Genomic DNA, 11,773 nt, shown 5'->3' with positions numbered 1-11,773 from the left:
GAATACGCTGAAGACTGGTCCGTTTCCAGAGCATATTTGAATCCCAAATCGATTCAGACACTTCTGCTAAGCGCAGCTTAATTCATTTCGTGGAGTCCCCAAATTGCGAACTTCTCTTGACATAGCCTTAATTTGCGAAACTTATTGTACCTTATCCTGAAGTTGAACAGGCAGTAGCTGAATATGTGCAATTTTACAATTATGAGCGTATTAACATGAAAAACGGCCTCACTCCGTCCGAAATACGGAGCAAGACCGCCTAAATCTGAGCTATTCTGCGACAGGGCTTTTATTTCTTTGTCTGTTCAATCGGGAACAGTCCATCAGTACCGGGGGAGTAACTATTTGTTTTATGTCAGTTAGAATTTTTCAATGATTGGTTCTTCAGTAAAAGATGAAATAGTCGATGTAGCGTCTTTTAAGTACCAGACTTCTGTATTGCCATCTCCCGCCTTGTACATTCCTTGAAGTGACGGATACGCGTCTAACATACTCTTTTGAGCCTCAGTTCGCGGGTCTTCTACCACAGTAGCGGATACCCGAATCCACTTTCTGTCCATAAATGCGCATATTTCAACCTTTGGGTTGATATGCATTTGCTTTGATACGTCTTTTACTTTGCCGGTTTGAATATAGAGTTTTCCATCAAAAAGATGTATCGTGCCGAAAGGACGTACTCTTGGCTGATCACCATCCATGGTTGCCAGATAGTAAGTACCGCTTTTCTTTAAGAATTCGTACGTTTTATCCATGAGAACTTCCTCCTAATAAATAATTTATTTATACGGTTTATGTACCGCACAATCGGCGTTTGTATCCGAATTGGCTAAACTGCCTCGAACTGGAAGTTCAGCCCATTTGAGCTTAGTTGTAATTTATAATTGTACTCTGATGTTTTTTGGATTTTATATGTTGCCTTAACATGAGGAAAGTTGCCACCCACAAAATCACACACGAACCAATAAATACATAGCGTAGCTCGTAAATAAAGAAATCCGGCTGGTCATTCGGGAAACTTTTCATCGGGTAGCCTGCCTTATAAGACATCAAGGCATAAAGGATACAAGTAGAAAGCGTCAGCCCAATTAACACGCCTAGATAACGCAGCGACCCGAGACTTCGGCAGGTTAATCAGGAAGATGACTTGTCAACTGAAATAATTTAAATAACACCACCCACAATCGGCCCGACCAACGTTCCCAGACCACTGCCGAGAAAACGCCGCTGAGCGCTTTTGTTCGATTCTCGGTAGGATAAGTCTCACTAATAATGCCAAGATTGCAACTCGGATAGGTTGCACAGCATGGATCCAACGGTAAAGATGACCGTTTCTGCCTGAAAAATTCTCGTTTTCCGATGATATCAGATATTTTTCCAAAAATAAGTGCAAACGTACACATACTTATCATTTAGGCAGTGCATGTCCAGTCAATCAGGCTGGTCGGCACGTTCAGGGCTTTTGCCAATTTCGGCAGGGCGACATTAAAAATGCTGCTGTCTACCGTCATCATAAAAGTCATAATCAATCCAGAAATCAAGATCATCCTTAATCTTGTGCTGCTCATCGTAATATTCTCTGTATTTTCCAGTTCCTTAATTTCTGCATATTTTGTTTTACTGTTCATATTGTATCCCAAGCTTTCAATTTTTGCAATTTAATACTAAATTTGTATTTTTTTCACACTATTTAACACCAAAATAAAAATGCAGCAGAGTTTGAGAATGAAGTTGAGCAATTTCTATTTTCAAAAAACTCCAGTATTTCTCGGACTGTAAAGCTATTTGCGATGGAGGCCAGCTCGGTTCAACGGGAACATTGTCGATTGGAACTCGCTCCGGGGTCAGCATACACAGATGGGCATTTCCAATGAAATATTTGCAAAGGGTTTCGGAAGCGGATCGCCAAGGGAAACAGCGAAAGCCGCCCATGATTTCGGCCGGTCTGCCAATTCATGAATTTGTGACAAAAATATACGCCAACCCTGACGGAAGCTTTTCCGTAGAAGTTGGCGTACATATTGATGGTGCCGGTGGTGGGACTCGAACCCACACACCCTTGCGGATAACAGATTTTGAGTCTGTCTCGTCTGCCAATTCCGACACACCGGCGTGAACAACGAATAATATTATATAATAAATCGACGGAAAAATCAATACATACTTTTAATTTAATCGAAAACAAGCGGAGCACCCCGAAGGGGAGGCTCCGTCTGCTTTATATACTTATCAATCTGCATTAAAGAGGGTAATGCAATGCCTTGGGCAAGCGCCCACACATTCGCCGCATCCCGTGCATTTTTGCGGGTCAACTTCCGCAATGGAATTTTTTACATGGATAGCGTCATGCGGACATGTTTTTTCACACTTCTTACAACCGATGCAACCGATTTTACAAACTTTGTTCGTCTGGGTGCCTTTGTCACAGTTCTTGCAGCGGACAACCGCCTGCTTTTTGGCGGGAATAAAGGAAATCAGATGCCTCGGGCAGGCTTTTATGCACATGGAACAGGCCTTGCAGCGTGTTGGATCGATTCTGGCCACGCCATTGCAGACGCTGATGGCATTATATTGACAGGCCCTTACACAGTCTCCGAAACCTAAACATCCGAATTGGCAGCTTGTGGGGCCGCCGGCAACACTTAACGCACCCGCACAGGTTTCAATTCCTTCGTATTCAACCCTGTTACTGGTATTATCGTAACTGCCAAGGCAATGAACGGTTGCGACTTTTTCCTCCATCTCGTCGGATTCGCAGCCAAGGTATTCCGAAATGCTTTTTGCAACAGCGGTTCCACCGACCGGACACAACCCCGGCTTCACTTCTCCGGCCGCCAACGCCTGCGCGTAGCCGTCGCAACCAGAAAAACCGCAGGCGCCGCAGTTTGCGCCGGGAAGCAAATCGCGGATGGCTTCCGCTTTTTCATCTTTAGGAACAGCCATCACAATGGAGGCAAACGCCAGAATCAGCCCGCATAGCAGCCCGATTCCCCCAACGATCAAAATTGGAATCAGTATTTCATTCATTTACAGCATCTCCTAACCCAGCATCTTGTCGACAAGTCCCTGAAAGCCAAGGAACGATACGGCTGTCAGCGAAGCGGCGACCAGTGTAATCGGCAGGCCCTGTAGGCATTTGGGAATGTCGTTATTCTCGATTCTCTCGCGGATACCCGCAAAAAGCACCATGGCGACCAAAAAGCCGATGCCGGAACCGAATGCGTTCACTAGTGACTGCACAAATCCAAAGCTGGGGTCGGCCTGTCCTTTTTCAATTACCAGCATGGTTACACCGAGAACCGCACAGTTGGTGGTGATCAGGGGCAGGTAAATGCCAAGCGCGTTGTAAAGGGAGGGGACATATTTTTTCAAAACGGTTTCAATGAACTGGACGAGTGCGGCAATAATCAGAATAAACACTATGGTTTTCAGGTAAGCAAGGTTTAACGGAACCAAAACATAGGTATAGATCGGCCAGGTAACCGCGGTGGAAATTACCATGACAACGGTTACGGCGACGCTCATGCCGGTGGCGGTATCCAGTTTTTTGGAAACGCCAAGGAAGGGGCAGATGCCAAGGAATTTATTAAGAATATAGTTTTCCGTTAAAATAGCGGCCAGAAAGATAGCAAGTAGGCTTTTTATCATTTCTTAGCACCCTCCTTTTCTTTTTCTGCCAGTTTGGAGCAGCTTTCGCAAAGCGGGCAGCTTTGGCAGCCGAGTTCCGCCGGCGCTTCCCCCTTGCCGGCAGCAAGTTTGTTTGCAAGGGCAATCAGCATGCCGAAAACGAAGAATCCGCCCGGAGGGAGCAGGAAGATAATAATCGGGGAAATGAAGCCCCTTGTAATCGGAAATCCGAAGACGGTTCCCGCGCCGAGGAGTTCCCGGATAATACCCATAACCAGCAGGGTCGCGGTAAATCCTACGCCCATGCCAAGAGCGTCGAGAATGGACGGGAGCACATTGTTTTTATTCGCAAACATTTCCGCCCTGCCAAGAATAATGCAGTTTACAACAATCAGGGGGAGGAAAATGCCGAGCGCTGCTTTCAGGCTGGGCGAATAGGCTTCCACCAGCATCTGAACAATGGTAACGAATCCGGCGATCAGCGTGATGTAACAGGGAATGCGCACCTTGTCGGGAATTACCTTGCGAAGCAGGGAAATAACCGTGTTTGAGCAAACCAGCACAAAAGTCGTTGCAAGGCCCATGCCGATCGCGTTGCTTGCGGAGGTGCTCAGCGCAAGCGTTGCGCAGGTACCAAGGACAAGGCGCAGCACCGGGTTTTCTTTAATGATGCCTTTGCTGAATTCCTGCCACGGAGTTTTCGCCATTTTATTTGCCCTCCTTTATCTTTTGATACTGCGCAACGGCTTCGTTTACACATTCTGTAACCGCCTTGCTTGTGATCGTCGCGCCGGTCATAGCGTTAATCTGGCCTTTTCCGGCGTTTCCATTTTTCACAAGCTTGAATCCCTTTTCTGGGGCTTCTTGCAGGTACTGGTTACGGAAGCTTTCATCTTGCGCGTTCAGGCCAAGTCCGGGCGTATCGTTGATGGTCAGCAGCACAACGCCGGTCACTTTTCCGTTTTTATCAATGCCGGTCATCACCTTCAAATCGCCGCCGTAGCTTTTCGTCTTTGTTGTAAACACATAGCCCAAGACGTCATTGCCGTTTTTGCCGACAGCGTAGGTTCCATTTTTGGAATCCACAAACTGCTTCGCCCCGGGAAGGACAAGCGCGCGGGAAGCAGCGGTTGTTTCCTCGTTGATTTGTTTGATTTTATCCTGCGTCATCCAATTGGTGACGGAAAGCAAAGCCGCGATGACAATACAGATTGCGCATAGTACAGCGGCCGGTTTGAGAATCTTTTTTACGTCAACCTTCATTTACCACACGCTCCTTCCCGAAAGCACGCGGGCGTGTTAAACGCTCAATGTGCGGAACCATGATGTTCATTAAAATAATGGAGAAGGATACACCTTCCGGAAGCTGGCCGAATATCCGGATCAGCATAGTGATTATCCCGGCGCCAACCGCGTAAACAATCTTTCCCTTGAAGGTAATAGGGGAGGTGGCATAGTCGGTGGCCATGAAGATCGCACCGAGAAGAAGGCCGCCCGCTAGAATGTCAAACGCAACATTCCGGCCGGAGATTAAGGAGAGAACGGCAACGGTGCCAATGTAGCACATCGGAATCATGGGGCTTATGATTTTGCGGCAGACAAGATAAATGCCGCCTAAAATCAAAGCAACCGCACAGGTTTCGCCCAGGCAGCCTGCACGAACCCCGACGAACATATTCAGCAGGGTCGGCATGGTGCCGTTTGTACCTTCTTTCAGGATACCGAGCGGGGAAGCGGTCGTTATCGCGTCCGCCGTCGTCTGCATATAGTAAAATGGTTTGTTCCATGTGCTCATTTCGGATGGAAACGAGGACATTAGGATAATTCTTGCTGTAAGAGCCGGGTTCACGAAATTCTGTCCGATACCGCCGAACATCTGCTTTACAACGACAATGGCGACCACGCCCCCGAACAGGACGATAAACGGGCTTACGCCCACCGGTACGTTGAAGGCAAGCAGAAGACCGGTCACGACTGCACTTAAATCATCAATGGTATTTTCCCGTTTCATAACCTTACGGGATATATATTCGCTCAGTACGCAGGACGCTACCGAAACGGCAATCAGAAGGAGCGCCTTCGGTCCGAACAGAATGACGGATGCGATTGCCGCCGGAATTAGCGCAATGATCACGTCAAGCATGATTTTTCGAGTTGTAATACCGCTTTTGATATGGGGAGATGAGGATACGATCATTTTTTCCGCCATTAATGTTTCCCTCCTGCTTTTACCAATGCTTTGCCCAGCCGGATTGCCTGTACAAGCGGTCGATTGGCCGGGCAGTTAAATGCGCAGCAACCGCATTCAATACAATCCATTACGTCGTACTCCTGGAGTTTCTCAATATCCTTTGCATTCGAATACCGTTCAAGCTGGGTAGGAATCAAGCGCATTGGGCAGCCGTTCACACAGCGGCCGCAGCGTATGCAGGAGGTAGGCTTATTCATCCGCGCTTCCCGCTCGTCAAACGCAAGGATTCCGTTATTTTGTTTCAAAATAGGAAACGAGTCATCCGGAAGGGAAAGCCCCATCATGGGGCCGCCCATCAGCAGTTTTTTTGGTTCGGCCCGGTAACCGCCGCAGAATTGGATGACATCCCCAATTTTGGTGCCGATGGGGACAATCACGTTTTGTGGCTTCTGAATTGCGGAACCGTCAATCGTAACGCGCTTTTTGATCAGCGGCATGCCTGTCTTTATGTAATCTGCCAGAAAAGCCACGGATGTGACGTTCATAACCAAGCAGCCAACGTCCGCGGGAAGTTTGCCCATGGGGATTTCCCGGTCCGTACAGGCTTTTACCAGAACCTTTTCCGCTCCCTGCGGGTATCGCGAAGGCAGCGTCAAGATGTGGACGCTGCCTTCCGCATTTTTTTCGCTGTCTGCAAGCTCCTTTAACTTTTGAATGCCATTCGGTTTATTATCTTCGATGGCAAGGATTACCCGGTCGATTTTCAGCATATGCCGCACAACGGAAATCCCGTCAAATATGGATTGGGTGTTCTCAAGAACTTCCCGGTTGTCCGCCGTTATGTAAGGCTCGCACTCGGCGGCGTTAATAATCAAGGTGTCCAGCTTTTTATCCTTAGGGACGTTCAGCTTCACATGCGTAGGAAACCCGGCGCCGCCAAGCCCCACCAATCCGGACTCCCGCGCTGCTTTTACAAGATCTTCCGGCGATTTAATAACCGGAGGCTGTACCTCCGGAGAAACCTTCATCTCGCCGTCGGAATCGATGACCACCGCTTCGGAATATTGTCCGCCGGGTAACATGAGCTTTTTAATCGCCGATACCTTTCCGGAAATGCTTGCGTGGATCGGCGCACCGATAAAGGCATCGCTGTCCGCAATTTTTTGCCCGACCAGAACTTCGTCGCCGATTTTCACCAAGGGTTTGCAGGGGGCGCCTGCATGCTGCTGCATTGGAAGAATAACCTGTCCCGGTGGCGGAAGGATGGATGACTCCATCTGCGCGGTACTTTTCCGATGAGGAACATCTGCACCGCGATGTTTCGAAGAAAATTCCATGTTTCTTACCTCCAAACAAAATCAATCTATCGTAAATTTATTTAGTAACGGCATCATCACGCGAAGGACAAGCCCGGTTACAATTCCGGACAATACGCCGAAAAGAATCAGCCAGGGTAAGTAATAAAGAACGGCTGGTGTGGTTAAAAGAAAAGCGACGAAAAGCTGCGCGGCATTGTGGGAAAGCGCACCGGCTACCCCCAGCCCGATCAGCCCGAAGGGGCTGCCATTCACACGGAGCAACAGCCACATAACAAGCGTGCTGAGCAAGCCTCCGGAAAGGCTCATGAGCATAGCGGTGAACCCGCGGGTTACACCGGCAAACAGCCCTTTTATCAGGGCAATACAAAGGGCGGGACCCAGTCCAACCGCTCCCGTCGCGTACATGGTTACTATATTGGAAAGCCCCAGCTTTGCACCCGGAGGCAGAAGCGGCAGAGGGGGAAGCGTCAGCTCGATTGCTGATAAAACAAGAGCCAGCGCCGTTAGAAGGCCGTTAAAGGCAATGCTCCGCGTGCGTGGGGATAGATTCAGATTTGTCGTATGATTCATTTTTTATTACCCTGTAAATGCGTCAATTGTTTTTTGACCTTCTGTAATTCGGACGGAAATTTTTGCCGGAAGGCAAACTGCGGCTTGCCCCGGCTTTGAAAGCTTGCCTGTCCGCACACAGATCTGGTCGTGGCAGTCGGAATGCTGGAACGAAATCGCACCGGGTTCCACTAGGAGTTTGACGTGGTATTCGCCGCCCAAGTCGATAACCTGCGTGCCTTTTTGTTTTCCTAAATCAAAGCGGTAAAGTTCCGTACCGTTTCTTTCAACCACAGCAATTCCTGTCCCGGCATTTTTGTTAAAGCAAAGAAGCAGGACAGCTGCAAGGCAAAGAAAGAATGCGATTAAAAACAGATCCTTCTTTTTTAATATCATAATGGTGTGTTATACCCCGCTTTTAACGAGGGAATATTTCCGATCGGATAGGGTGAAGGTATTTTCCATGTTTTTGGTCAAATAAATCTTATCATCCGTGGTAATAAAAATCCCCCCGGCGTTATATTTCTTCAAAAGTTCCGCTCCCTTTTCGCGTCCAAGCACAAAGCAGGCGGTTGAGAGCGCGTCGCTCAGCGCGCCGTTGTCGCATACGACCGTAACGGATACCAGACTGTTGTTTTCCGGGTATCCGGTTTTCGGGTTCAGCAGATGGTGGTAGGTAACGCCATTCTTTGTAAAGTACTTTTCGTATGTGCCGGAGGTTGAGACATAGCCGGAACGAAGATCAATCGCTCCCAGAGAAGCGCTCTGCGTTTCGGAGCTGTGTGGATCACGTACGGCGATATTCCAAGGTGTTCCGTCCTTTTTTGTGCCGAATACGCCTATACTGCCTCCAACCGCAATAATTCCACTATCCGCGCCCGCCTGTTCGTAGGCGGCAACCGCTTCGTCGCATGCTGCGCCTTTTCCAACCGCACCAAGGTCAACGGCCATATAGTGCCTTTTCAGCGAGGCGGTGGATTCCTGCGTATTCACGCGAAGCTCTTTGTAATTTACATATTTTAAATATTTTTGAATTTCTTTTTTGGAGGGGAGATGCTGATTTTCACCGCCGAAATCCCAGAGAGAGGAAACCGGGAGGATGGTGGGGTCAAATGCTCCATACGATTTATCGGCAACATCAAGGCTTTTTTGAAGGATTGCCGCCGTTTTTGGATCGATCGAAACCCAGTCGGAGCCGGATGCCTGGTTCAGCTTCGTGATGTCGGAATCACTACGCCTCCATGAGATCAAATTTTCCAGTTCGCCGATTTTTTGCGCTGCTGCTTTGGCGGCCTGTTGGCTGTTTTTGCCGTAAACGGTTTGCTGCACATAGGTTCCCATCGCGTAATTTGTGCATTCGTAGCTGACCGGTTTTTGATTGGATTTTATGAGGATGCAGGCCAGTACGGCGATAACTACAATCAAGACGGCAAAAAGCAGATAAGCCAGCTTTTTTTCTTTATACATTTTTAACCTCCAGTAGGTAGATTATACCACGAATTTATGGAAAGTCCAGCAATAACAAAGCACTTGTTAGCCTCCGAAAAGTAGTGCCAGATATAACAAAGTCATCTGCCTGCATTATGTTGGCGGATGACTTCGTACCTTTATTATAATTGTAAGGACGCGAGCTGTCTACGGTATATTTTTCTTCCCATGTTCCGGGCAGGTTTCAGAAGAATCCGCTCTGTCGTGAAAAAGAACGAAGCGGTTTCGGCCGCTGCGCTTTGCTTCGTACAGGGCCATATCGGCTTTTTGATAAAGCTCGGCATAACTTTTTCCGTCCTTCGGGAAAAGGGCAACGCCTACGCTTCCGGAAATCGAGTAACAGGTGTTGAATGTTTGTTGCAGGCATTGGGTGATCGCCATTGCTTTTTCTACAATCAGAGCATGGTCATCGACATTTTTCAGAAGCACCATAAATTCGTCCCCGCCGATCCGGCCTAGAATGTCCGTTGTGCGGAACAGCTTTTTCAGTTTGCTGCCGATATCCGCAAGCACGGCATCCCCGAACATATGGCCCAGATTATCATTGACCTCTTTAAAATGGTCCACATCAATCATGTAAAGGGCGCAGGGTTCATTGTCATTGAGCGCCTGCTCAATCAGATTCTGCGTTGCGATTTTATTGAGCAGTTCCGTCAATCCGTCCCGCTGCGCTTTGAACAAAAGCTTTTGCGTCGCTTCTTTTTGGCAGGTGATGTCACTGATTCTGCCGATTGCCCGTATGGCTTTGCCTTCCTTGCTGAAAATTGTAGTGATTTTAATATTGTACCATAGATAATCGCCGTTTTCCGATTTCATCCGGCATTCGCTTTCGGCGCTGGGTTCGCCGTTTTTCACGCTTTCAAACATTTGGCGGAAAGCTTCGGCATCGTCCGGATGGACTACGTCGGTATTCAGAAAGCTTTCGGGAAAATTTTTAATGGCGTAGCCGCCGCCCGAAATTTGCCGCCCGCCCGTACTGTTCAGAACGGTCTTGTTTAGAATGTCGTAATCAAAAATCATGCTGTCGGACTGGTCCATAACAATCTGATAGCGTTCATTGCTGATTTCCAGCTCCTGCATGATTACCCTTTGCTCGGTAATATCAATTAAAAGGCTGTACAGCTCGGGTTCTTTCCCGCTTTCCACCATGAGCTGGCCCCGCTCCAAAATCCATACCAAAGTCCCGTCTTTTTTCTGGATGCGGTACTGTATGTCGATTACGCTGCCGGCATGAAGCTGTTCGTCGATGCTGTGCTTTACCGCTTCCCGATCACGCGGGTAAATCATTTTCAAAAATTGTTGATTGAAAAGCCTGGTGACCTCCTCACGGCTATATCCCGTTAAGTAATAAAATCCGTCGCTGCAATAGATGATGGTTAAGTTCCCGTCGTATTTACAGCGCTGCACGCAGCCTGGAATATTGGATGTTAAAACACTCAGTTCCCGGATGCTTTTCTCAATAGCGTTGTTCTTTTTCCGAAGGAGAAGGACTGCGTAAAAACCAAGAAGGATAAAAGCGAACGCGGTGCTGAACGCCAGCAGGGCCGAAATGCGGATCATATAATTTGACTGCGGTAGAATTACATTGGACGGAACAATGGTGATCAGGTACCAGTTCCCCGCGCCAAGCGGTTGATAATATATAAAGCTGTCCAAACCGTCGACGTTGAATTCTGCCGTTCCGCTGCTGTTCCGGCCGATCTGCTCCTTCAACGCCTCAACGCTCATTTTATCCGGTTCTACACACTTGAGAGAAGAATAAAAATTTTGCACGGCGCTGTCGGCTGCCTTTTTGGAATACAGCACGACGGTGCCGTCATGGCGAATCAGAAGGCGCGTGCCCTTTCCTTCATACAGGGGGTTATCCAGTTGCTCTGCAATGGGGTCGGCGGATGCTGTTCCGTTTAATACGCCGATTATTTTTTGCTTTGAATAGATCGGAACGGAATAAAGGAACGCTTTTTTCGCATTCGGGAAGGATTCAGAGCCGGTTATGGTGGCCTTTCCCTTTACCGCCTGTTGAAACGATTCGCTTGCGGCGATATTCCGTTTCAAGCCGTCGTTTGTTATACTGTCTCCGTGCAGGTCGGCAACAGATATCTGAAGGAACGGATGGCTGTTTAATACCGCTTGCGTGGCGTCCGCAGCCGCTTTGTCATATAGATTCCCGTGTTCGCCGAGATATGTGGCCAGGGTACGTAAAACAGATGAACTTTCGTCCATCTTTGCCGTTATAGCTGCAGCGCTTTGCGCAGCGTTTTCAATCATATTTCTCGAAACGGAGGACTGTAGGTCACGGTTCATCTTGCTTACGAAAGCTGTAAATGACAACGGCAGAAAGGATAAAGAGACAAGAAGAACGCACGCAGCCGCTAGTTTTGGCTTTAACGTCACAAGCTCGCATCCTTTCCATTATGTGTTTTAATTTAAGGAAAATTGTTCAATATAGATAAAATATACACTATTTTTTTCCTTAACGCAATTCCTTTTTCCTTAAAAAACAGGATATTTTTCCCAATTGCGACAGAATAAAGCTATACGGGAAATTAACAGAAATTTCCTGAAAAATTGGAAAGGGAAAATGGAAGCGGCGTACGGAGAG

13 protein-coding genes and 1 tRNA gene are annotated in these 11,773 nt (G+C 47.9%); 1 reads left to right on the top strand and 13 read right to left on the bottom strand.

Translation table 11 applies throughout. The features are described from left to right. Window positions 1-143 precede the first annotated feature (143 nt). Window positions 144-263: an IS3 family transposase gene (locus tag CAGA_RS13010; protein ID WP_135660841.1), complete on the top strand. Its 120-nt coding sequence runs from the start codon at window positions 144-146 to the stop codon at window positions 261-263. Window positions 264-359: 96 nt separating this feature from the next. Here the strand turns inward: CAGA_RS13010 and CAGA_RS11200 are convergent, their stop codons facing one another. The 13 genes from CAGA_RS11200 to CAGA_RS11140 all read right to left on the bottom strand — a co-directional run bounded on the left by CAGA_RS11200 (window position 360) and on the right by CAGA_RS11140 (window position 11,565). After that, window positions 360-752 (bottom strand): pyridoxamine 5'-phosphate oxidase family protein, encoded by a 393-nt coding sequence (locus CAGA_RS11200; RefSeq protein WP_135660828.1) that lies wholly within the window; start codon window positions 750-752, stop codon window positions 360-362. 657 nt (window positions 753-1,409) lie between these two features. Then, on the bottom strand, window positions 1,410-1,625 hold the full coding sequence (locus tag CAGA_RS11195; RefSeq protein WP_135660826.1) for a hypothetical protein: 216 nt from the start codon (window positions 1,623-1,625) through the stop codon (window positions 1,410-1,412). A 397-nt stretch (window positions 1,626-2,022) separates the two neighbouring features. Next, window positions 2,023-2,109: transfer RNA gene (locus CAGA_RS11190), tRNA-Leu, on the bottom strand. A gap of 117 nt (window positions 2,110-2,226) precedes the next feature. Continuing rightward, window positions 2,227-3,024: an RnfABCDGE type electron transport complex subunit B gene (locus CAGA_RS11185; RefSeq protein WP_135660824.1), complete on the bottom strand. Its 798-nt coding sequence runs from the start codon at window positions 3,022-3,024 to the stop codon at window positions 2,227-2,229. Between the two features lie 12 nt (window positions 3,025-3,036). After that, a complete protein-coding gene (locus tag CAGA_RS11180; protein ID WP_207669579.1) occupies window positions 3,037-3,645 on the bottom strand; it encodes an electron transport complex protein RnfA in 609 nt (202 codons plus the stop codon). Continuing rightward, the gene (locus CAGA_RS11175) at window positions 3,642-4,331 is read right to left on the bottom strand and encodes an RnfABCDGE type electron transport complex subunit E (protein WP_135660821.1); all 690 of its coding nucleotides are present in this window, start codon (window positions 4,329-4,331) and stop codon (window positions 3,642-3,644) included. Before CAGA_RS11175 ends, CAGA_RS11180 begins: the two co-directional genes overlap by 4 nt. Before the next feature lies 1 nt (window position 4,332). Beyond that, window positions 4,333-4,887, bottom strand: coding sequence for an FMN-binding protein (locus CAGA_RS11170; RefSeq protein WP_135660819.1), 555 nt, complete (start codon window positions 4,885-4,887; stop codon window positions 4,333-4,335). After that, window positions 4,877-5,833: an RnfABCDGE type electron transport complex subunit D gene (locus CAGA_RS11165; protein ID WP_135660817.1), complete on the bottom strand. Its 957-nt coding sequence runs from the start codon at window positions 5,831-5,833 to the stop codon at window positions 4,877-4,879. Before CAGA_RS11165 ends, CAGA_RS11170 begins: the two co-directional genes overlap by 11 nt. Continuing rightward, window positions 5,833-7,152 carry an electron transport complex subunit RsxC gene (gene rsxC / locus CAGA_RS11160; RefSeq protein ID WP_135660815.1) on the bottom strand — a complete coding sequence of 440 codons (1,320 nt, stop codon included), beginning with the start codon at window positions 7,150-7,152 and terminating at the stop codon, window positions 5,833-5,835. Before rsxC ends, CAGA_RS11165 begins: the two co-directional genes overlap by 1 nt. A gap of 21 nt (window positions 7,153-7,173) precedes the next feature. Next, window positions 7,174-7,704 (bottom strand): Gx transporter family protein, encoded by a 531-nt coding sequence (locus tag CAGA_RS11155; protein ID WP_135660813.1) that lies wholly within the window; start codon window positions 7,702-7,704, stop codon window positions 7,174-7,176. Window positions 7,705-7,710: 6 nt separating this feature from the next. Next, window positions 7,711-8,079 (bottom strand): NusG domain II-containing protein, encoded by a 369-nt coding sequence (locus CAGA_RS11150; protein WP_135660811.1) that lies wholly within the window; start codon window positions 8,077-8,079, stop codon window positions 7,711-7,713. A 9-nt stretch (window positions 8,080-8,088) separates the two neighbouring features. Then, on the bottom strand, window positions 8,089-9,150 hold the full coding sequence (locus tag CAGA_RS11145; RefSeq protein WP_135660809.1) for an FAD:protein FMN transferase: 1,062 nt from the start codon (window positions 9,148-9,150) through the stop codon (window positions 8,089-8,091). Window positions 9,151-9,318: 168 nt separating this feature from the next. Next, a complete protein-coding gene (locus CAGA_RS11140; RefSeq protein ID WP_135660807.1) occupies window positions 9,319-11,565 on the bottom strand; it encodes a sensor domain-containing diguanylate cyclase in 2,247 nt (748 codons plus the stop codon). Window positions 11,566-11,773: the final 208 nt, after the last annotated feature.

It is taken from the genome of Caproiciproducens galactitolivorans (assembly GCF_004768785.1).
GTDB lineage: Bacteria > Bacillota > Clostridia > Oscillospirales > Acutalibacteraceae > Caproiciproducens > Caproiciproducens galactitolivorans.
Note: the sequence above shows the minus strand (reverse complement) of the source record. Positions and strands in the feature narration are given on the sequence as shown.